The 20,588-nt window shown below is 69.6% G+C and carries 19 protein-coding genes and 1 pseudogene; 4 read left to right on the top strand and 16 right to left on the bottom strand.

The annotated features are described in order from the left end of the window. The first annotated feature begins 507 nt into the window (after positions 1–507). Positions 508–1,296 (top strand): hypothetical protein, encoded by a 789-nt coding sequence (locus GMA12_RS03165; RefSeq protein WP_156267094.1) that lies wholly within the window; start codon positions 508–510, stop codon positions 1,294–1,296. Between the two features lie 52 nt (positions 1,297–1,348). Here the strand turns inward: GMA12_RS03165 and GMA12_RS03160 are convergent. From GMA12_RS03160 to GMA12_RS03105, 12 genes and pseudogenes are all read right to left on the bottom strand, one after another. Then, a pseudogene (locus tag GMA12_RS03160) lies at positions 1,349–2,155 on the bottom strand (IS5 family transposase); the annotation flags it as partial. Between the two features lie 200 nt (positions 2,156–2,355). After that, positions 2,356–2,946, bottom strand: coding sequence for a thymidine kinase (locus GMA12_RS03155; protein WP_156267092.1), 591 nt, complete (start codon positions 2,944–2,946; stop codon positions 2,356–2,358). A 140-nt stretch (positions 2,947–3,086) separates the two neighbouring features. Beyond that, positions 3,087–3,965 carry a type II secretion system F family protein gene (locus GMA12_RS03150; protein ID WP_370830068.1) on the bottom strand — a complete coding sequence of 293 codons (879 nt, stop codon included), beginning with the start codon at positions 3,963–3,965 and terminating at the stop codon, positions 3,087–3,089. A gap of 36 nt (positions 3,966–4,001) precedes the next feature. Next, on the bottom strand, positions 4,002–4,943 hold the full coding sequence (locus tag GMA12_RS03145) for a type II secretion system F family protein (protein WP_306438936.1): 942 nt from the start codon (positions 4,941–4,943) through the stop codon (positions 4,002–4,004). Further along, complete coding sequence (locus GMA12_RS03140) at positions 4,940–6,388, bottom strand: TadA family conjugal transfer-associated ATPase (protein ID WP_162459417.1); 1,449 nt, start codon at positions 6,386–6,388, stop codon at positions 4,940–4,942. Before GMA12_RS03140 ends, GMA12_RS03145 begins: the two co-directional genes overlap by 4 nt. Further along, positions 6,385–7,596: a CpaE/TadZ family protein gene (locus GMA12_RS03135; RefSeq protein WP_156267088.1), complete on the bottom strand. Its 1,212-nt coding sequence runs from the start codon at positions 7,594–7,596 to the stop codon at positions 6,385–6,387. The genes GMA12_RS03140 and GMA12_RS03135 overlap by 4 nt, the downstream gene beginning before the upstream one ends. Beyond that, on the bottom strand, positions 7,593–8,330 hold the full coding sequence (cpaB, locus tag GMA12_RS03130) for a Flp pilus assembly protein CpaB (protein ID WP_162459416.1): 738 nt from the start codon (positions 8,328–8,330) through the stop codon (positions 7,593–7,595). Before cpaB ends, GMA12_RS03135 begins: the two co-directional genes overlap by 4 nt. A gap of 12 nt (positions 8,331–8,342) precedes the next feature. Then, complete coding sequence (locus GMA12_RS03125; RefSeq protein ID WP_370830063.1) at positions 8,343–9,254, bottom strand: pilus assembly protein TadG-related protein; 912 nt, start codon at positions 9,252–9,254, stop codon at positions 8,343–8,345. Positions 9,255–9,292: 38 nt separating this feature from the next. Further along, complete coding sequence (locus tag GMA12_RS03120; RefSeq protein ID WP_156267084.1) at positions 9,293–9,673, bottom strand: TadE/TadG family type IV pilus assembly protein; 381 nt, start codon at positions 9,671–9,673, stop codon at positions 9,293–9,295. 79 nt (positions 9,674–9,752) lie between these two features. Next, positions 9,753–9,950: a Flp family type IVb pilin gene (locus tag GMA12_RS03115; protein WP_156267082.1), complete on the bottom strand. Its 198-nt coding sequence runs from the start codon at positions 9,948–9,950 to the stop codon at positions 9,753–9,755. A gap of 245 nt (positions 9,951–10,195) precedes the next feature. Further along, complete coding sequence (locus GMA12_RS03110; RefSeq protein WP_370830060.1) at positions 10,196–10,951, bottom strand: prepilin peptidase; 756 nt, start codon at positions 10,949–10,951, stop codon at positions 10,196–10,198. 198 nt (positions 10,952–11,149) lie between these two features. Further along, entirely contained in the window at positions 11,150–12,343 is a 1,194-nt protein-coding gene (locus tag GMA12_RS03105; RefSeq protein ID WP_240898564.1) for a glycosyltransferase, read from the bottom strand. A gap of 202 nt (positions 12,344–12,545) precedes the next feature. Between GMA12_RS03105 and GMA12_RS03100 the strand changes: the two genes are divergently transcribed. Beyond that, complete coding sequence (locus GMA12_RS03100) at positions 12,546–13,361, top strand: VOC family protein (RefSeq protein ID WP_156267080.1); 816 nt, start codon at positions 12,546–12,548, stop codon at positions 13,359–13,361. Positions 13,362–13,426: 65 nt separating this feature from the next. Here the strand turns inward: GMA12_RS03100 and GMA12_RS03095 are convergent, their stop codons facing one another. From GMA12_RS03095 to GMA12_RS03080, 4 genes are all read right to left on the bottom strand, one after another. Beyond that, the gene (locus tag GMA12_RS03095) at positions 13,427–14,623 is read right to left on the bottom strand and encodes a glycoside hydrolase family 26 protein (RefSeq protein WP_162459415.1); all 1,197 of its coding nucleotides are present in this window, start codon (positions 14,621–14,623) and stop codon (positions 13,427–13,429) included. A 91-nt stretch (positions 14,624–14,714) separates the two neighbouring features. Beyond that, positions 14,715–15,359: a LutC/YkgG family protein gene (locus GMA12_RS03090; protein ID WP_156267078.1), complete on the bottom strand. Its 645-nt coding sequence runs from the start codon at positions 15,357–15,359 to the stop codon at positions 14,715–14,717. Further along, positions 15,356–16,948 carry a lactate utilization protein B gene (locus GMA12_RS03085; RefSeq protein WP_162459414.1) on the bottom strand — a complete coding sequence of 531 codons (1,593 nt, stop codon included), beginning with the start codon at positions 16,946–16,948 and terminating at the stop codon, positions 15,356–15,358. Before GMA12_RS03085 ends, GMA12_RS03090 begins: the two co-directional genes overlap by 4 nt. Further along, positions 16,945–17,808, bottom strand: coding sequence for a (Fe-S)-binding protein (locus GMA12_RS03080; protein WP_156267076.1), 864 nt, complete (start codon positions 17,806–17,808; stop codon positions 16,945–16,947). The genes GMA12_RS03085 and GMA12_RS03080 overlap by 4 nt, the downstream gene beginning before the upstream one ends. Positions 17,809–18,067: 259 nt before the next feature. Between GMA12_RS03080 and GMA12_RS03075 the strand changes: the two genes are divergently transcribed. Then, positions 18,068–19,720, top strand: coding sequence for an L-lactate permease (locus GMA12_RS03075; protein WP_156267459.1), 1,653 nt, complete (start codon positions 18,068–18,070; stop codon positions 19,718–19,720). Between the two features lie 113 nt (positions 19,721–19,833). After that, the gene (locus tag GMA12_RS03070) at positions 19,834–20,553 is read left to right on the top strand and encodes a FadR/GntR family transcriptional regulator (RefSeq protein ID WP_156267457.1); all 720 of its coding nucleotides are present in this window, start codon (positions 19,834–19,836) and stop codon (positions 20,551–20,553) included. The last annotated feature ends 35 nt before the right edge of the window (positions 20,554–20,588 follow it).

Genomic DNA, 20,588 nt, shown 5'->3' with positions numbered 1-20,588 from the left:
GGGACGTCGGCACAGGGGCCGAGGTCATCGATGTCCTCGCCCGGCTCAGCCGCCCCGACCCAGCGGGCTTGCTCGGGGGACGCCTTATCAGTGCGATGGCGACCATGGTCGTCATCGATCCACGGGTCTGGCTACCCCCGAACTCGGAACTGTTGAAACCACCTGCCAGAAGTGGTTCCAATAATCCGGCTGTGAGCAAGAAGTCCCCGCCCGTGTGCTCCGTAGGGATCTTCGAGGATTCGTACGTGGATCGGGGCACCGGGTCAGCAGAAACCACTTGTTCCGTGCCCGCGTTCATGTCCGCCTGCGGCCGCACTGGATGGTGTACAGGACAGAGCTTCTGAATCGATCGATTCGATGATGGCGGAGCCGGGCGTGGGCTTCCCCTGGACGTGAGCACGCTCGGGCACACTGGCATCGGTGACCTCGACGTCGGGGTCACCCACTTGACCCAACCGGAGGACCCCTACGTGCTGACCGACCGCGCCCACGAGAACCGCTGATCCGGTGACCCCTCGACGACCGGTGTTCAAGGAAGGCGCCTGGCGCGATCTGGAGCCGATGCAGAAGGGTTTGGTCCTCGGCGTGCTCGCCGGTGCGGTGCTTGCCTTACTGACGTGGCAGCTGTCCTGGCTCGCTGCCGGGGTCTTCCTCGGTGTCGGGACCGGGCGCCTCATCGACCACCGACGGCACACGCAGCACCGGGCCGGGCACCACACACAGAACGCAACCGCCATGGCCAGGACGGATCACCGCCCGGAGGAGACACCTGAGCACCGGGAGGAACGGCTGCGCTGGGCCGCCACGTACCGCGGCACTCGTATGCTCGAAGGCAAGACAGACCGAGCCGGGGCTCTGGAACAGATCCGCCACACCGTTCCGGGCTTTCCGTCCGGGCGCTACGAGAGCGAGCTCGACGCGGCGCTGGTGCGGATCGAGCAGTACCGGGTGGGTGTGCGGGCCCGCCGCGCCAAGGACGTGGCCCATGCCCGGGAGATGGATGTGCTCAATGCGGTGTTCGCCCTGCACTACTTCAACCGGCGGTTCTCCGGGCACGTCGGGGAGTACGGCCTGGGGCGGGTCGACCTGGAAGATGCACTGGGGGACCTCTACTTCCGCGAGCAGATCGACGAGGCGGTGCATCGCTCCGACGCCCTGATCGATGAAGGCATCGACATGGGCCTGGGCCCTTGGGACTGGGACGCCGACATGGCCCACCTGCGCCAAGCACACCCAGGTTTCAACGACGGGGCCCTGGGCGAGGCCCTGGGCTGGGGGCGCTACTTCGGACGCTGAGCGGATGCATCGTTCCTTCAGGATGAGGAACAACGTCAACAGTCCGCCTCAGTAGTCGCCGGACGCAGACGACAGTGATGGCCAAGATGGCCACGGCTGTGATGGTCGTGGCGCTGCGATCGCAGCGGAGGACCAGTCGGCAGAAGGCCAGCAACCAGGGGAAGGTGCGTTCCACCACCCGGCGGTGCCGGCCGAGGCATTTGCTGGAGTCCACACCAATCCGGGCCATGCGAGCGGTGATCCCTCGTCGGCGCCGGTGACGGCAGAGGCGGCGGTTGTCGTAGGTCTTGGCTGCGGGCAGCTTCTCCGGCCTGCGCCTGGGTTGACCTCGGCCTCGACCTTTGACCGGACTCAGTCCGTCCAGGATCGGATCCACCAGCCTGGAGTCGTGCCGGTTGGCCCCGTTGATCGCCACCGCCAGTAGCAATGCGCCAGCGGTGACGAGCAGGTGGCACTTCGTGACGAGCCTGCTGCGATCCGTGGTGTGGGTTCCGGTCAGCTCGCCCCCCTCGCCCGGACACTGACCGATGCCAGGCACACCCGCGACCACTCGAGTGCACCTTCCTGGCCGAGTTGCTCGAGGACGGCGTGGCGGAGCTTGTCCACACTCTGACTCCCTGCCATGCCCGCCACCGGCGCCGGTAGAGGATCCCCGGGCCGAAGCTCAACTAGGTGAGCAACTTTTGCCGAGCGATGCCGTGCTCGGCCACGAACAAGATGTCCTCCAGCGCAACTCGGTCACCAACCTGCGACTGCGGGCCTTCCCGTTCTTCGCTGGCGGAGACGGTGGGATGAACGGTTCCGGCATCTCCCACAGTAGGTCGTTGACCAGTCGCCCGGGCGCTCTCTGACTCGCCATGGCAACCATGATCAGCACCCCGCAGACCCCACTCAAAGCCTCAGCCATAACCAATGAATCCACTCTTGGACCTGCGCCAGACAAGGAATCCGGCAACCACAGAGGTTGCGGGAGGAGATCTGATAGACCCTTCGCTCAGATGCCAGCAGACCGAATCTGGGACCCATGGTCGTACCCTGGTCGGCCGGGGACCGCTTCGATCAGCTCAGCCGGCCGCCGGAGCGCTCGAGGTAGCAGGCCGCGCACAGCGACTCATAGGAGACGGCCGCGCCGTCGATGGCCACCTGGTCGCCCTCGAAGATGAACTCCCCGCCCACGCGCCGGGCGTTGAACATCGCTTTGGAGCCGCAGCGGCAGATCGTCCGCAGCTCCTCCACCGTGTGCGCCACCGCCAGCAGGCGGGCCGCGCCCGGGAAGGCCTCGGTGCGGAAGTCCGTGCGCAGGCCGTAGGCGAGCACCGGGACGCCGTCGAGCACGGCGATGCGCAGCAGGTCGTCCACCTGCTCGGGAGTGAGGAACTGGGCCTCGTCCACCAGCAGGCAGTGCACGGGGCCGTGCTCTTCGACGGCGGCGTGGAACTGCTCGCGCACCGGGTCCCCCGGAGCCAGCAGAAGGTCGACAGTGCGTGACTCCCCCAGCCGCGAGACCACGGTCCCGGCGCCCTTGGAGTCGACCGCCGGCTTGGCCACGATAACCGTCTGGTCCCGCTCCTCGTAGTTGTGGGCGGCCTGGATCAGCACCGTGGACTTGCCGGAGTTCATGGCGCCGTGGCGGAAGTAGAGCTTGGCCATCAGGCAGTGCGGACGTGCGGGGTCGAGGACATGGGGGCGTTCACGGGGGGGTGTCTCCTGGGGCGTCGTGCAGGTCCGAGGCCGGGGCGCTCAAACGGTTCCAGGACACTGTACGTCCACCTGGCCTCAGGGCTGAGTCGTCAGAACTGCTTCATGGCCGTCAGCACCACAGGTCCCATGATCATCAGGAGCAGGACCGGCAGAATAAGCAGCATCAGAGGCACGGTGATCTTCACCGGAATCTTCATGGCCTGCTCCTCCGCTCGTTGCCGTCGTTTGAGCCGCATCTCGTTGGCTTGCGTGCGTAGCACCGAGCTGATGGAGATGCCGTAGGCGTCCGCCTGGACCACGGCACGGGTGAAGTTGCGTAGGTCCGGGACATTGGTCCGCTCTTCCAGCGCGAGATACGCCTCCTTGCGGGGCACACCCACCCGCATGTCTCCGAGCGTGCGCTGCAGCTCCTCAGCCAGCGGGCCCTTGCCGTTCTCTCCCGCCCGGGACATGGCGGATTCAAAGCCGAGGCCGGCCTCGACCGCGATCAGCATCTGGTCCAGCGTGTCGGGCAGCTCCAGCCCGATCGCCCGCTGCCGCTCGATGCCGCGGCTGTAGAGGAGCAGGTCCGGCACGAAGTAAGACACCGTCGTGACTACGATGGCGAGCGCCACCATCCGGTCGCTGGCGTTGCCGGCGAGCAACAACAACCCCAAGAGCAGCCCGACGCCCATCAGCAGCGGCTTGGCGGCGAGCAGCCGTGACAGCGGCCAGGCTGCCGGACGACCGGCGAGGGCATGCAACCGATCGAGCCGTGCCACCCCCTTCGCCGTCGTCAAACGGGCGAGGCCGCCGAAGACCGGCCTCGCAGGTCCCCCGCCGAGCGCGGCGGCCTCGGCGCTGAAGCCGCGGGACAGATTGCCCCGGATTTGGCGGGCGGATGCTCCGACGGTGCTGAACATCGCCCACAACCCCAGCGCTAAGGCTGTGCTGAAGGCCACTACGGCGAAAGTGAGTGTCGGGGCCACGGATTCTCTCCTGGAACTGGGACGGACTGGACGTGATCAGAACTTGAAGCTGACGATCTTGCGCATCCAGAGCGCTCCCACGGTCAGCATGGAAAAGGCCAGGAAAAGAATGCCGTAACCGATGATGCTCTCGAACAGGGGTTGGATGAACGCAGGGTTCATCGCAGTCATGATCCCAGGCACGATGATGGGAAGGGCAATGAGGATGTAGGCAGACATCTTTCCCTCTGCGCTCAAGGCCTTGACCTGACGGCGGATCTGATTGCGCTCCCGGATCGTGTGGCCGACCTGGTCGAGGACCTGCGCCAGGTCGCCTCCCACCTCGCGGTGGATGCCGATGGCCTGCGAGACCCAGCTGAAGTCCTCGTTGTTCATCCGCTCCGCAGTCTCTTCAAGGGCCGTGTTGAGATCACGGCCCAGACGCGTCTGGTTGACCACGCGGGCCAGTTCCTCACTGGTCGGGGCCTGCGCTTCTCGCGAGACGGCGTCGACGGCGCGCAACAGGCTGTGACCGGCGCGCAGACTGCCGGCCAGGAGTTGCAGCGTGTCGTCGAGCTGGTCGGCGAAGGCGCGACGGCGCTTGCCGACGGCCAGGCTCAGGAACACTTTTCCGCCCAGAGGTGCCACGACGAGCAGGAGCAGGCCGAGCAGCGGTCCGCCGACGAGGAAGCCAAGAACCGCGGAGACCAGTCCCGCCGCTCCGACGAGGACGATGAAGTCGGCCGGGGACAGGCGCAGTCCCGCACGATCCAGGGCGTCGGTGATAGAACGCGTCCAGCCGTGCCGGTTCAGCGTGTCGGCGATCGCGCTGGTGGTGATCCCGGTGACGCGGCTCAGCACGGAGGGTGGGGCTGCGTCGAGGCGCGGCGGCCGTCTGCGGTCGATCGGCAGTCGGGGCGTCGACGAGCTGAAGGTGACGAACAGCAGCAGCAGGAAGGCCATGAGGCACAACAGGGCTCCGAGCAGGACAGCCATCATCGCGTCCTCCCCGGGATCGGCGTCTCGGGCATCTCGAAGACCGTGGGCGAGACGTGGATGCCGAGCTCCTCGAAACGGTCCACGAAACGGGGACGCACCCCCGTCGGGATCGCCTTACCCAAGAACCGCCCGCTGCTGTCCACACCGGCGCTGTAGTCGAAGACGAAGGCGTCCTGCAGGGTCACGATGTCGCCCTCCATGCCCTGCACCTCGGTGATGTGGGTGACGCGCCGGGTGCCGTCGCGCAGCCGTGTCAGCTGGACGACGACGTCGATGGCCGAGGAGATCTGTTCCCGGACGGCCCGCAGAGGAAGATCCATGCCCGCCATCAGCACGAGGGTCTCCAGACGGGCGATGACGTCCCGTGGCGAATTCGCGTGGATGGTGGACAGCGAGCCGTCATGACCGGTGTTCATGGCCTGGAGCATGTCGAGCGCCTCCCCGCCGCGGCACTCGCCGACGACGATGCGGTCAGGCCTCATGCGGAGGGAGTTCTTGACGAGGTCGCGGATGGTGATCTCACCCTTGCCCTCGATGTTCGCCGGGCGGCTCTCGAGGCGCACCACGTGCTCCTGCTGCAGCTGGAGCTCGACGGCGTCCTCGATGGTGATGATCCGCTCGTCGTGCGGAATGAACGAGGACATCACGTTGAGCAGGGTGGTCTTGCCCGTGCCGGTGCCGCCCGAGATGAGAATGTTCAGGTGGGCCTTGACGCAGGCGTTGAGCAGCTCTGCCATCTCCGGGGACATGGAGCCGAAACGGACGAGGTCCGCGACCTTGAGCGGATCAGTGGCGAACTTCCGGATGGTCAGTGACGAACCGTTGACCGCGAGCGGCGGAATGACGGCATTGACGCGGGAGCCGTCCTCGAGGCGCGCGTCCACGAGCGGTGAGGACTCGTCGATGCGGCGCCCCACCTTCGAGACGATCTTCTCGATGACCTGGCGCAGGTGGTCCTCGGACTTGAACTGCGCGTTGCTGAGGCGGACCCGGCCTCCCTGCTCGATGAAGATGTGGTCGGGCCCGTTGACCATGATCTCCGTGACGGATTCGTCGTCCAGGAACCGCTGCAGGGGACCGAAGCCGAGAACGTCGTCGCTGATCTCCCGGACCAGGCGCTGCCGCTCCTCGGTGGTGAGCGGCACCTGCTCGGCGTCGACGATCTGGGTGAGTTCCTCGCGGGCGTAGATCTGGAGGGAGGCTTCGGTCAGCCCCGAGTCGTTGAGCCGGCTGCCGATGCGCTCGAACAGTGCCTCGGCCACGCGGTCCTTGAGCGCGCCCAGGGCGTCGGACGCCTGGCTCACCGTCACAGGGGCGGATGCGGTGTTCACGCCGAACGTGGGAATGAATTTCTCGGCCTTTGCTGTGTCCTGTATTTGATCGTGCTCCGGAGCCGGCGCAGGAATCACTCCGCGGGCCGCGTCGAGTCGCTGCGAGAGTTTCACTGGAGCACCGCCCGGCGGTGCACGGCCTTGCGGGGCGCGGTGGAGTGAGCGGGATCGAAGCGCGCCACCAGCTGATTGAGCGCCTTCGCTGCCTTGTCCCGAGATGCCTCCTGCAGGATCGGCTCACCCTTGTTGGTGGAGTAGGTCACTGCCTTGGACCGGGGCACCACCACGTCCACCGGCGTCCGGACCGTCGCCTCGATGTCCTGGACGCTCAGACCGCTGGCGCGGTCGGCCATGTTCACGACGATGTGCCGTGAGCCGGGAAGCATCTGCAGCTCGGTGAGGACGTCGATCTCCTTGCGCAGCCCGCGCACTCCGGGGACGTCCATGCCGGAGAGGAACACCACGTCGGTCGCCGCCTCGAGGGCGGCCAGGGTGTGCTCGCCCAGGCCCGGGGCGGTGTCCACGACGACGAACTGGAACTCGCTGGCCAGTTGCTCCAGCATGTGCCCGATCTGCTCGGCGTTGATGAGATCGGCCTCGGCAGGGGACTCCGGCGTGCACAGGGCGTAGATGGAAGTAGGGTGGACGCTGAGAAAGGCCTTGAGCACCATCGTGTCCTGCGCGGCCGCACCTGTCACCGCGTCGGTGAGCGTGTGCTCGGGTGTGAGGTTGAGCACTGCCGCGACGTCGCCGAACTGCACGTCCAGATCGACCAGGACGGTGGACATGGGAGCGAGCTTCCCGAGCCCGACGGCCAGGTTCGTGGACACCGTGGTTTTGCCGACGCCGCCCTTCGGGGAGGTCACCGCGATGACCCGGCCGCCGCGACGGGACGGAGCAGCATCCAGGGACGGATCGGGGATAAGACCACGACGCCGGCTGTCGGCCGTGTGGCAGGCCCGTTCGAGCAGCACGCGGATGACGTCGGCCTCCGCCTGGGGCTCGAGGATGTCGCGCACTCCGGAGCGCATCGCGGCCAGTGCCAGAGCAGGGTCTGCCTCCGCGACGAGGACCAGGCTGATCTCAGGGTGCTGGACGTCGAACACGGAAGCCAGGCGGAGGGCGGCGCCCGGGTCGACCCCGGGACCCAGGAGTAGAACCGAAGGCAGTTCCCCAATGACCTTGCGCAGAAGCTCGTCGGGAGTGTCAGGAACCTGCGTGTTGTAGACCGTCTGCACCGAGCCCGGGATCCGGCCGGAGATGGCCGTCTGGACGCGCTCCTCGAACGTCACGTCCGAGGTGACGAGTAGGAATCTGCTCATTTGAAGAAGTCCTCCATACTGGCTCCGTCGTCGTTCCACTTGGCGTCCACGGGCTGGTTCGACAACCAGATCTTGCCGAACTCCGCCGCAAAGACGGTCTTCTCGGCGTCAGCCGCGTCCTGGGCGAGCGTGACCAGCATCGCCCCCTCCGGGACAGGAGGTGCACCGGGAGCGGCCTCCTCTTCGCCGCTCGCCTCGGCAGCGGCCGGCGCGCCCTGGACGCTCGTGACGAGCACCCGGTGGAAGACCAGCTCCGTAGCAGGTTTGTCCCCGGGACCCTGGTCGAAGGAGGCGAACACCCCCACGAAGTCACCGGCCTTGACCTGACCGCCGACCACACGATCAGCGCTGACCTGGATGGTGACCTCCTGCAGCTCCTTCGGCACCGCCACGCGGCCGGGCTCCTGGAGGGAGTTGAGCGTGACGAGCCTGCTGCCCAGCAACTGCTCGCCGGGCCGGAGCTCGACGGCAGTGACGCGGCCCTCGAACTCGTCGAGGTCCGTCACCACGTCCTCGGCCAGTGCGGAGACCGGCAGCATCTGCTTGCGCAGATGCTTTGTCAGTTCTTCGACAGGCATCTCGGCTCGCACCTCGTCCTGCACCACGAAGACCTCCCGGGTCTCCGTGCCCTCGAGGGCACGTGCGTCGGCGGCGCGGACGTAACCGGAGACGAGGAGGGAACCGACCACGGCAAGGAGTGCGGCCAGGACGGCTGCGATGACACGTACTTTCACGAGATGATCCTTCTATTCGGTCAGGGAGACTATGGTGGCGCCCATGTTCGGGCCCCCGGTGGTGAACTCCTCGTCCAGGGAGGCGAAGCGCACGAACTCGCCGATGATCCCGTTGCAGCTGCCGGTGCAATTGGGGCCGGCAGCAGTGTTGTTGTTCACCGCGTTGCTGGGGAACCGCCAGCCGTAGATCCTGAATGCGGCCCAACCGGTGAGGCGGTAGGATGCGCCGGAACCGGTACCGGTCCTGTCCCCGTAGACGGGTAGCAGCACGGTATCGCCGACGAGTGACGGAACCAGCACGCTGTCACATGCACCGGGGACACTGGCACCCGGGCTGCTCGGCACCCAGGTGTTGATGGTGAGGTCCGCGGAGCAGGACGTACTCGTGGATCCGCTGAGCCACGAGAATCCGCCGGGAAGGGTCTGGCCCGACGGACTTGTGCTGGTGCAGCTGGGTGTTCCAGAGCCGTGCGTCTGGATCACTTGCCGCCCGCCACTGAGGTTGAACACGCACGGCGCGAAGGCCAGAGGCAGCACCGCTGGTCCGCCGGCAGGACTGCCCCAAGCAGCCGTGGAAGTCGCCGAGACGGTCTCCCGGTCGATTCCCAGCAGTGGCGCGAACATCAGCGCCAGCGAGCCAGCCCCACCGGTCTCCCTCGTCGTCGCGCGGACGCGCACCGAGGTCGACGTGGGGAACGTCGGCGCGTCGACGTTCGCGGCGTTGTCCTTGGCGTTCGAGTTGACGAACGCCTGCGCCGTGGAACCTGGAGCGCCGCAGCTGCCGACCGCACAGTTCTGGGCGATGGCCAGGGCTGCGGCGTCGCTCCCGTTCTGCAGCTCTGCGCGCTCGGCGTACAAAGCCCCAACGTCGACCACTAGGGCCGCCACACCCAGCAGGACCACCAGAGACAAGGCGACGATCACGGAGATACCTCCCCGCTCTCCGCGCCGTAGCCGGCGGATCAACCCCCGCATCGCATGGCCGCCGTTCCTCGGATGGTGACATTGGCGCCGAACAGGCCGGTGACAAGAGTGTGATTGTGCCGAATGGTCACCGTGGCGGTGCTGCCAGCAGTGCAAGCGGTGGGGGTCACCGTGATCTCCCCTGCGGTCAAGGCTGGGATCAAGGACGGTGACGAGGCAATGGCCGTGGCACGAGCGGCAGCAGGATCATCCTGGATGGCCATGGTTCGCACGGCCTCGCGGGCGGCGTGCGTGACCGAGATCTGCGAGTTGAACGCGAACCCCATTTCGACGATCCCCAGAAGTAATGTCAGAAGGAGCGGGATGGCGAGCGCGAACTCGACGGCCACTGCTCCTCGTTCGGAACGGAAACGGCTCATGGTCCCCTCCTTCGAGCCGGAACGTGCCGCGCCGCGGCGCCCCCGCAGGGGACGCCGCGGCGCGTAGTGGGCCCTGGGATCAGGGAAGCGTAGCGATGATCCGGCCCATCATTCCCGCGAAGGCGGGCCCAAGCAGGGCGATCGCGGCCACGAGGACGACGGCCACGAGACCGATCAGCAGGCCGTACTCGACGGCGGTCGCGCCCTTCTCCTCGCCGGAGAGGCGGGCCTTGGCGTCGCCGAAGAGGGTCTGGAGGGTGATGAAAAGAGGCAGCATGGAAAAGCTCCTTCGCAAAGCGGAGAAAGGGTGGAGTGGGTCTTCAGCTGTTTCCGACACTGCCTGCGAAAGGCTCCCAGTACCGGGCTACTGACCTGTAAGAAGATTAGACTTTGCTCCAGCAAAGCCACAAGCATTCGAACGCATGCTCTTTGGGGGACGTCAAACAGCGACGTAATGCCTAGTGGGCCGCTACATTCATCTGCATGCAGCTCGGAGGCCGTACGCTTGTCCCCCGAACCGCGTCAGTACAGCCCCGGCAGCAGGTATTCCCGGGCCACCCGCTCCCCCACCACCACGGCCAGCAGGGCGCCGGCCAGCATCGACGGCCCGAACGGGACGTCGCTGCGCAGGCCACCGCGGCGGGACGCCAGCACGGCCAGGCTCACCACCGCGCCGATCACCGACGCCAAGACGGCGCCGACGAACAGCGCACCCCAGCCCTGGAAGCCGAGGAACAGGCCGAGCACAGCGGCGAGCTTGACGTCGCCCATGCCCAGACCGGCCGGCGAGATCAGCGCCAGCACCAGGTACAGGACGAAGAGCACGAGAGCGCCGAGCACGGCCCCCAGCAGGGCACCCCAGTCGCCCTGCCCTGCGGCGGCACAGGTCAGGAGCACGACACCGATGCCCAGGGCGGGCAGGACCACGGCGTTGGGCAGGAGGTGGTGGCGCAGGTCGATCACGGTGAGCACCACGGCGACCGCGGCGAAGAACAGGTACGCCGGCAGCTCCCACGAGAGGCCGAGTACCACGGCCACCAGGACGAACAGGACCGCCGTGGCCATGGCGAGCACCGGCTTGGGCGGAGCCGGCAGCGGCTCGTCCTCGACGGGGCTGCAGCGGACGACCACCTGCGGGAGGAACGCCCCGAGCACCGCGCCGGCCAGGCCGGTGGCGAGCAGGAGCCAGAGCGGTGCGGCGTTGACGACCATCTCCACGGACGGGCCCCTCGGGTTCGTGAGCGCCTTGACGGTCGCCCGGTGGACTGCTGTCCCCACATGAGGGGTGCTGTACGGCACAGACCCTAACCGAGCACAGGCCTTTTCCGGTGTCGAAGCACGTCGCACGGCATTTCCGCTTCATCGAATTCCGGTGCCCGGGAAAACGGAATGTGACGCACGATGAATTCCTGCTGGCCCGAGAGGCAGAAATTCAGGTGTAAGCCATGACGATCAGCATTCTGCGCATTTCCCGATTCAGCACGAGAGAACGACGTCGAGTGCCGTCTGCACCCCGTGCTCCCGCCGGATTTCCTGCCCCACCCGCTCGGCGGTGGCCGCGCAGGCGACCGCTTCGACGAGCGCCGCCGTGAGCCGCTCCGTGGTCAGCCGCTGGCGGGGAACGGGCGCCGCGGCGAGGCCGCGCCGGTGCAGCTGCCGGCCCCAGAACGGCTGGTCGGCCAGGAACGGAACGATCACGTGCGGGACGCCGGCCCGGGCCACGGTGTGCACGGTCCCCGCCCCGCCGTGGTGCACCGCCAGCGCCGCCCCGGGCAGCACCGCGTCCAGCGGCACGGAAGAGGTGACGTGCACGTCGTCGCCGCGCAGCGCGTCGGGCAGCGCCAGGCCGCCCCAGCCCGTGAGCAGCAGCGTTCGCAGGCCGTGGGCGCGGGCGACCTCCACCACCGCCCTCCCCCGGGCCAGCGGGTCGCCGACCGCCATGGACCCGAAGGTCGCCATCAGGTACGCCCCGCCCCGGAGGAATCGGAGCACATCAGGATCGAGCGGGGGAGCGCCGGCGTCGTCGTGCCACGCGCCGGTGAGGTGGGCGGAGGTGGGCCAGTCGGCGGGACGGGGCAGCAGCTGCGGACTGATCGGCACCAGCGACGCCGCCGGAGCGGAGTGAGCAGAGTCCGGGGTAAAGCTGGGCAGCTGCGCGCAGGCCCGCTCGATGTCACGTCGGAACATCCGCCCGGCGCCCCGGGTGACTGCGTAGGTCCACCGGTTGAACGGCCCGAGGTCACGGTTGACCACCCCCGGCGCCGGGAACTCTCGGGTGGGAGTGAGGACGGGCACAGTCTCCACCACCACGTGCGGAACACCGAGCGCGTCGGCGACCGCCGGCGCGGTGAGGACCTTGGGGTGGTGCACCACCACGTCGGGCCGGTAGGCCAGGGTCTCGCGGACGGCGGCGGAGAGCATCCGGCGCATGCCGGGGCCCACCTCGGTGCGGTAGTGGCGCACGGCCGTCCATGGCGAGGCGCCCTGCGTGCCGATCAGCCGCTGGAAGTCGACCTCCAGGCTTACCGCGTCCAGCCCGGACAGATCGGCCCCCGGGTTCTCCGGCACCGCCAGCCGGGCCTCGTGGCCCTGCGCGGCGGCACGGCGGGCCAGCGCGGCGAACGGCTCCACGTCCCCGCGGGACCCCGCGGTCAGCAGCATCATCCTCATGGCCCGCCCTCTTCTCCGTGAGCACAGCCTAGATCCGCGCGTCCCCGGGCACGAGGACGCCAGGACGACGCCCTCGTCACCCTGTCGCTCGGCCCGTTAGCGCGTCCGGGGCGGTTCCTAGCATGGGCGGTGTCGGAGGTCACACCGGCCGGTGCGGGTCTCCGGCGCACACCATCCATCGGTTCTGCGAAGGACGATCGACATGAGCACGCACACGAATCCCTGGCCCGCCGGCACGCCCTGCTGGGTGGACCTCATGGCCTCCGACCTGGAGCGAACCCAGGCCTTCTACCGCGACGTCCTCGGCTGGACGTACTCCGAGTCCCAGCCCGAGTACGGCGGCTACTGCAACGCCCTGCTGAACGGCCACGGCAACGGCAGTGGCAGCGGCGACGGCGACGCCGTGGCCGGGCTCTCCCCCACCATGGAGGGCATGGAGAACGCCCCGCACGTGTGGTCGGTCTACCTCGCCACCGACGACATCGCCGCCCACGCCGCGAAGGCGGGCGAGGCCGGGGCCAAGCCGGTCTACGAGCCCATGGAGGTCGGCTCCTTCGGGTCCATGGGGATGTGGGTCGACCCCACGGGTGCCACCTTCGGGATGTGGCAGGCCAAGGACCACACCGGCTTCCGCCGCGTCGAGGAGCCCGGCACCGTGGCCTGGTGCGACCTCATGACCGGGGACCCTGCCGCGGCCCGGGACTTCTACGGGCGCGTGTTCGGCTACCGGTACGAGGACATCGGCAACGACTCCATGCCCTACGCCATGTTCAGCGTGCCGGACGGAGACCGGCCCGCCGGCGGGATCGGCGGCCCGGACCCCAACACGGACGGCGCCCAGCCGGGATGGGGCGTGGCGTTCCAGGTCGAGGACGTCGACGCCGCCGCGGAGCGCGTCCGCCGCGCCGGGGGCTCGATCACCGCGGAGCCGTCCGACTTCGAGTACGGGCGGATGGCCGTGGCGACCGGCCCGGACGGTGAGACCTTCGTGATCATGACGCCGTCCGCGTCGATGTAGTCGATGTAGCGGACGGGCCTGCACCGCGCCCGGTTCCTGCGCCCGGCGCCGGAGCGGCGCCCGGCTCAAGCACCGGGCGCGGTGCAGCTCTCCTCGGGCCCCCAGCGCAGCCAGTCGGGCAGGTCGGCGGTGAAGGCCTCGCGCACGGCGGCGGTGTTGGTGGTCGTCCAGTCCACGGGCCCGTCGATCTCCACCTCGTGCTTGTCCCACTCGAACCAGCTGATCAGCTTCAGCTGCGGGAAGTCCTGCGGGATCGACGGGTCGAAGACCTGCCCCCACCACGCCTGCTTGATCGCCAGCTCGTCGGCGCCGCCCGCGGCCGGGTTGTACAGGGCTGCGGTCTCCGGGATGGCCACGGGCTTGCCCCGCCGTTCCCCGTACTCGGCGTAGAAGTCGGGCACGGCGCGGTCGTCGCCGCCGGCGCCGTCGTAGGTGCCGGTGAGCTGGGCCGCGAACTTGCCGGGCTCGGGGACCTCGTTCTCGCCCCAGGGGTGCTGGTCGCCCCAGTGGTACAGGGACATCCCCACCCAGTCCACGGCGTCGTCGCCCGGGTAGTACGGGGCGTACGCGTCGTCGGCCATGGTCAGCTCGCCGTTCCCGTCGGTGTCCAGGGCCGCGAAGTCCGCGGTGCCGGGCTCGGCCTCGTGCTCGCCACCGGCGAAGGGGTATCCGCCTCCGTAGTTGGGGGCCCACATCATCGCCGAGCCGGGGGCCTGCTCGTGCACCGCCTCCGCCACCCGGCGGTAGGCCTCCACGTAGGCGGTCGGCTGCTGGCCCCAGGCGTACCAGGAGCCGTTCATCTCGTGGGCGAAGCGCACGATGACCGGCACCCCGGAGTCGTTGATCTCCGCCAGATCGGCCGCCAGCGCCTGCACGGCCTCGTCGGTCACCTTCTCGAGCCCGCCCTGGGGCTCGAGGGTCAGCAGGAGCATCTGCCCGTCGGCGCGGACCTGGTCGGCCGCCATCCGCAGGTAGTCGTGCCCGCGCTCGTCGTAGGGGAAGCCGGTGAAGGACACGGAGACCGCGGGCCGGTGACCCAAGCGGTCGGCGTAGTCGGCCAGCGGCTTGTCCTCCCAGTCCAGGTTCACGCCGTAGAGGGCCCCGGACCCGGGGGCCAGCTCGGAGCGGTCCAGGACGGTGCACACCGGCGGCGGCGCCTGGGCCTCCTGCTCGGCGCGGGCGGAGAGCTGCGTGGCGATGGTGCCGCCGCCGAGGGCCAGGGCACCGACGACGACCACGGCGACGAGCGAGGATTCCTTCACGCCGTCAGCTTAGGCACTTCTCCATCGCAAATCATGGAACTGCGCCGGGAACGACGCATCGGGACGGGAGGCCCGCCGGGCCCCGTCGCGGTCAGCCGAGCAGCACCACGTCCAGCCGCCGGGGCCCGTGCACGCCCTCGACCCGCTCGAGCTCGATGTCCGAGGTCGCGGAGGGCCCGGAGATCATCGTGACCGGAGCGGTCGGCTCGACCCGGGCCAGTGCCTCCGGGACCAGATCGACCACCGAGTCCAGGGTCACCACGCAGATGTGGTGGTCCGGGACCAGGCTGATCGCCCGCCGGCCCTCGTCGGCGCGGCCGGTGAGGAAGATCGTGCCGGTCTCGGCGCAGGAGACCGTGGATGAGGTGATCACGGCGTCCACCGCGTTGAGTTCGCGCACCCCCAGGGCGGAGGCGGCCCGGGAGTCGTTGGGGTCCACGATCGCCCGCCGCATGCCGGTCTCCTCCGGCAGCCACGAGCGGTCCAGGCCCTCGGGCACCACGTAGCGGGAGGACGCGCCCAGCAGCGCGGCGATCCGCGCGGGCAGGGACTCGGGCGTCTCCCGGTGCACGGTGGCCTTGTAGTCGACGAGCCGGTCCTCGAGCATGTCGACGACCTCCGCGCGCGCCCGGTCGGAGGCCCTCCGGTAGGTGCGCTCGACCTCCGGGGCCGCCGGGGCGTCGCCCAGCGCGCCGCGGATGCGGGCCAGGATCTCGGTCTTCGCGTCGGTGCTCATGCGGTCCCCTCCTCGTCGGCCGCGGGGTCCGGGACCCCGTCCTGCTGCAGCCGCTGCTCGGTCTCGTCGCCGTGCTTGGCCCACCAGTTGCGGAAGGACTGCTTCGGCGGTGCGGGGATGTCCCGCTGCTCGGTCCAGCCGCCCACCACGCCGGGCAGCCAGGAGATGACCCGGTCCCGCCCGGCCACGGCCCGCCCCAGCGGCAGGCCCTTCTCGGCGAGCGCCATCCGCGTGCCGGAGGACATCACGAAGGACGCCCCCTTCATCATGAGGTCCATCTGGGACGGGACCTGCGGCCCGCGCCGGGACGGCGCCCCGGCGGCGGCGGCGTCGTCGTCGGGCCGTTCGCCGTGGCGGGTGCGCACGTCCTCGTCGCGCAGGTGCACGAGGATCTCGGGGATGTTGATCTTCACCGGGCACACGTCGTAGCAGGCCCCGCACAGCGAGGAAGCGTAGGGCAGCGAGGCGTTCTGCTCGGAGGTGATGCCGGTGAGCTGCGGGGACAGGATCGCCCCGATCGGCCCCGGGTAGGTGGAGCCGTAGGCGTGGCCGCCGGTCTGCTCGTAGACGGGGCATACGTTCAGGCACGCCGAGCAGCGGATGCAGTGCAGCGCCGAGCGGCCCTTCGGGTCGGAGAGCACCGCGGAGCGGCCGTTGTCCAGCAGCACCACGTGCACGTCCTGCGGCCCGTCGCCGGGGGTGACCCCGGTCCACAGGGAGGTGTAGGGGTTCATCCGCTCACCGGTGGAGGAGCGCGGGAGCAGCTGCAGGAAGACCTCGAGGTCGGCGAAGGTGGGCACGAGCTTCTCGATGCCCATCACGGTGATCAGGGTCTCGGGCAGGGTCAGGCACATGCGCCCGTTGCCCTCGGACTCCACCACGGTCAGCGTCCCGGTCTCGGCGACGCCGAAGTTGGCCCCGGAGATCGCCACCGAGGTGGAGAGGAACTTCTCCCGCAGGTGGGACCGGGCCGCCTCGGCGAGGTCGCGGGGCTCGGCGGTGAGGGTCTCGTCGGTCTCGGGCATCTCCGCCAGGAAGATGTCGCGGATCTCGTGCCGGTTCTTGTGGATGGCCGGGACGAGGATGTGGGAGGGCTTGTCGCGGCCCAGCTGGACGATGAGCTCGGCGAGGTCCGTCTCCGTGGCCTCGATCCCGGCCGCGGACAGGTGCTGGTCCAGGCCGATCTCCTGCGTGGCCATGGACTTGATCTTGATGACGTCGGTGGAGCCGGTGGCCTGCACGAGCTCGGTGACGATCCGGTTGGCCTCGGCGGCGTCGCGGGCCCAGTGCACGGTGGCCCCGCGGGCGGTGACGTTGCGCTCGAACTCCTCGAGCAGCTCCGGCAGGTGCGCCATGACGCGCTCCTTGATCGCGGAGCCGGCGGCCCGCAGCTCCTGCCAGTCCGGCAGCTCACCGGCCACCCGCGCACGCTTGCCGCGGATGGTGTGGGTGGCGTGCCGGATGTTGGCGCGCATCTGCGTGTTGCCCAGCTCCGCCTTGGCGGCCGCGGGGAAGGCGGTGGACGCGTGCAGGTTCCCCTGCCCGTGGACGGGACGGACGGCGGGCATTCCCAGGGCGGTGCGGCTCACCGGGCACCTCCTCGGGTGGCGGACGTGGCGGACGGGCGCGACGACGGCGCCGCGCGGCGCCCCTTCGGGGTCGGGATGGACAGCTCCACCGGCCCGGAGACCTCCAGCGGGTTGCTCCGGGTGGAGGCCAGGATCTCGGCGAAGTGCACCGTGGTCACGCCGGTGTCCCGGCGGGCCATGGCCCCGCCCAGGTGCATGAGGCAGGAGGCGTCGCCTCCGGTGCACAGCTGCGCACCGGTGGCCACGATGTTGTCGATCTTCTCCTCGGCCATCGCCGCGGAGACCTCGGGGACCTTGAAGGAGAAGGTGCCGCCGAACCCGCAGCACTCCTCGGCGTCGGGCAGCGGCACGAGCTCGAGGTCGGCCACCGAGGCGATCAGGTCCCGCTGCCGGTCCCCCAGGCGCAGCAGGCGCATCCCGTGGCAGGAGGGGTGGTAGGTCACCGTGTGCGGGAACCAGGAGCCCAGCTGGGCGGCCGCGTCGGTCACGCCGAGCACGTCCGTCAGCAGCTGGGAGAGCTCGTAGGTGTTCGCGGCGACGGCCTCGGCCTGCTGGGCCAGGTCCTCGTCGCCGCCGGCGCGGGCGACCATGGGCTGCTGATGCCCCAGGGAGGCCACGCAGGAGCCCGAGGGGGCCACGGCCACGTCGTAGTCGGCGGCGGAGAAGGCGTGCACGTGATTGCGGACCACCGGCAGGGCGTCGTCCATGTAGCCGCTGTTGACGTGCATCTGGGAGCAGCAGCCCTGCCCGGGCGGGAACACCACCTCGTGACCGAGCCGCTCGAGCACCCGCACGGTGGCCAGCGCGACCTTCGGGTACATCGCGTCCACGATGCACGTGGCGAACAGGGCGATTCTCATGCGGCCTCCGGACGGTGCGGGAAACGGGGCGACGACGCGCCGCCGCCTGTGGTCTGACCATGCTAGACCGGTGAGGGCGGTCACACAATCGGGCCGGCTCCGGCCATCGCCGGGCCGCGTCGGGCTTGGGCGTGTGACCTGGCTCATGTACTGTTCGTGGTCGCACCCCTGTGGTCCGACCATAGGTGGTCGTGCCCACGGGTGCTCCCTGCCCCGCTCACCCTCGTCCCCCGGAGATCGCGTGACCACCTTCACCTCGATGACCGACGCCGTCGGCGGGAGCGTCGCGCTCTCGGCCCTGGTCGGCACCGTCCCGCTGCTCACCTTCTTCGTCATGCTCCTGGGCGTGAAGGCGCGCGCCCACGTCTCGGGGGCCACGGCTCTCCTGGCGGCGATCGTCGTCGCCGTCCTGGCCTTCGGGATGCCCCTGGGGCTGGCCCTGCTCTCGGCGACGCAGGGGGCGGTCTACGGCCTGTTCCCGATCGTGTGGATCGTGGTCATGGCGCTGTGGTTCTACCAGGTCACGGTGCTCAGCGGGCGCTTCGAGGACCTGCGGACGATCTTCGACACCATCGGCGGCGGGGACCTGCGCATCCAGGCGGTCCTCATCGCCTTCTGCTTCGGCGGCCTGCTGGAGGCTCTCGCCGGCTTCGGCGCCCCCGTGGCCATCACGGCCACGATGATCCTGGCCCTGGGGCTCAAACCGCTGAAGACGGCCACCGTGGTGCTGATCGCCAACACCGCCCCCGTGGCCTTCGGCGCGATCGCCATCCCGATCACCACCGCCGGGGTGCTCACCGGGCTGGACCCCGCCCGGATCGGCGCGGTCGTCGGGCACCAGGCGCCGTTCTTCGCCGTGCTCGTGCCCTTCATCCTGCTGTTCATCATCGACGGCGTCCGCGGGCTCCGGGAGGCCTGGCTCGCCGCCCTCGTGATCGGCGTCTCCTTCGCCGTCGCCCAGTGGTGGACCGCCACGTACTTCTCCTACGAGCTCACCGACGTGGTCGCGTCCCTCGTGGGCCTGGCCGCGGCCGTGATCCTCCTGCGCTTCTGGCGGCCGAAGGGCGCCGACGGCGTGCGCGCCCGCCTGGGCGTGGACAAGCCCCCGGCGCCCGAGGGCCTGACCCCGGCCCGGGTGTGGATGGCCGTGCTGCCCTACGTCCTGGTGGTGGCCGTGTTCGGGGTCGCCAAGCTGTGGACCCTTGGCGCGGACGTGCCGGCCGCGCTGGCCGGCACCGACGTGTCGATCCCCTGGCCCGGCCTGGACGGGCGCCTGGTGGACGCCGAGGGCGAGCCGCTCAGCAGCACGGTGTACAAGCTGCAGTGGCTCTCCAGCCCCGGCACACTGCTGCTGCTCACGGGCCTGCTCGTGGCGGTCATCTACTCGGTGTTCACCGCCGGCGGCCGCTTCCGGCTGTCGGTCGGCGACGCGGTGGCCGAGATCGGACGCTCGTTCTGGAAGATGCGCTTCTCCGCCCTGACGATCATGAGCGTGCTCTCGCTGGCCTACGTGATGAACACCTCCGGGCAGACCATCTCCATCGGCACGTGGGTGGCCGGCATCGGCGCGGCCTTCGCCTTCTTCTCGCCCGTGCTCGGCTGGCTCGGCACCGCCGTCACCGGGTCGGACACCTCCGCCAACGCGCTGTTCTCCAACCTCCAGAAGACCGCCGCCGAGGGCACGGGTCTGGACCCGCACCTGATGACCGCGGCGAACACCTCGGGCGGTGTGGTCGGCAAGATGATCTCCCCGCAGTCCCTCGCCATCGCCGCGACCGCCGTGGGCATGGAGGGCAAGGAGTCCGCGATCTTCCGCTCCGTCATCTGGTGGTCGCTGGGCCTGCTGCTCCTGCTGTGCACCCTGGTGTTCCTGCAGTCCAACGTGCTGGCCTGGATGGTGCCCACCTCCTGAGCGCCCCCGTGAGGCCCTGCCGGATCCGCGCATCCGGCAGGGCCTCACCCGTTCCCTAGACTGGAGCGCATCCCGTCCAACGTCAGGAGCAGCCCGTGCCCACGGCCTCGCGCATGTACACCGTCGTCCTCGACTGGCTCGAGGAACGCCTGCGCTCCGGGGAGATCTCGGTGGGCGACAAGCTGCCCGGGGAGCGCCAGCTCGCCGAGGAGTTCGGCATCTCCCGCGCCTCGGTGCGGGAGGCGATCCGCATCCTCGACGCCATGGGCCTCGTCCGGTCCTCGACCGGCTCCGGCCCGGCCGCCGGTGCGGTCGTCATCTCGGAGCCCTCGGCCGCCCTCGGCTGGGCCCTCCGTCTGCACGTGGCCACGCGGTCCCTGCCGGTGCGGGACCTGGTGCAGACCCGGCTGCTGCTCGAGACGCAGTCGGCGCTGGAAGCGGCCACCGCCCCGGAGACCCCCGAGCGGGCGGCGGCGCTCGAGCACGCGGCCGAGCTGGTGGCGGCCATGGACGACCCGCAGCTGCCCGACGAGCAGTTCCACGCCCACGACGCCGCGTACCACGTCCTGCTCTCCTCGCTGGCGGGCAACGTGGTGGTCGAGACCGTCATGTCCTCGCTGCGCCAGGCCACGATCGGCTACGTCCAGGAGACGGTGGCGGGACTGGAGGACTGGCCGCAGGTTCGCCGCACCCTGCAGCGGCAGCACCGCGAGATCCTGCGGGCCTTCCAGGAGCGGCGGGGCCAGGACGCCGCGGCCGCGCTGCGGGAGCACATCACCTGGTTCTTCGGCCACAGCCGCGCCGGCGAGGACGGACGGGACGGACGGGACTGACCGCCCCCGGCCGGGGACACGAGAACGGCCCCGCC

The organism is Kocuria sediminis, assembly GCF_009735315.1.
In the GTDB taxonomy this organism is placed as follows: Bacteria; Actinomycetota; Actinomycetes; order Actinomycetales; family Micrococcaceae; genus Kocuria; species Kocuria turfanensis.
The sequence above is the reverse complement of the archived record's forward strand: the minus strand, read 5'-3'. Positions and strand labels throughout refer to the sequence as shown.

What these genes read in the sequence shown, in the direction of transcription:
- GMA12_RS03155 (WP_156267092.1), bottom strand. Translation starts at nt 2,946, where the DNA reads ATGGCCAAGCTCTACTTCCGCCACGGCGCCATGAACTCCGGCAAGTCC.
- GMA12_RS03145 (WP_306438936.1), bottom strand. Translation starts at nt 4,943, where the DNA reads ATGATGGCTGTCCTGCTCGGAGCCCTGTTGTGCCTCATGGCCTTCCTG.
- GMA12_RS03135 (WP_156267088.1), bottom strand. Translation starts at nt 7,596, where the DNA reads ATGAGCAGATTCCTACTCGTCACCTCGGACGTGACGTTCGAGGAGCGC.
- GMA12_RS03120 (WP_156267084.1), bottom strand. Translation starts at nt 9,673, where the DNA reads ATGAGCCGTTTCCGTTCCGAACGAGGAGCAGTGGCCGTCGAGTTCGCG.
- GMA12_RS03115 (WP_156267082.1), bottom strand. Translation starts at nt 9,950, where the DNA reads ATGCTGCCTCTTTTCATCACCCTCCAGACCCTCTTCGGCGACGCCAAG.
- GMA12_RS03105 (WP_240898564.1), bottom strand. Translation starts at nt 12,343, where the DNA reads ATGAGGATGATGCTGCTGACCGCGGGGTCCCGCGGGGACGTGGAGCCG.
- GMA12_RS03100 (WP_156267080.1), top strand. Translation starts at nt 12,546, where the DNA reads ATGAGCACGCACACGAATCCCTGGCCCGCCGGCACGCCCTGCTGGGTG.
- GMA12_RS03090 (WP_156267078.1), bottom strand. Translation starts at nt 15,359, where the DNA reads ATGAGCACCGACGCGAAGACCGAGATCCTGGCCCGCATCCGCGGCGCG.
- GMA12_RS03080 (WP_156267076.1), bottom strand. Translation starts at nt 17,808, where the DNA reads ATGAGAATCGCCCTGTTCGCCACGTGCATCGTGGACGCGATGTACCCG.
- GMA12_RS03075 (WP_156267459.1), top strand. Translation starts at nt 18,068, where the DNA reads ATGACCGACGCCGTCGGCGGGAGCGTCGCGCTCTCGGCCCTGGTCGGC.
- GMA12_RS03070 (WP_156267457.1), top strand. Translation starts at nt 19,834, where the DNA reads ATGTACACCGTCGTCCTCGACTGGCTCGAGGAACGCCTGCGCTCCGGG.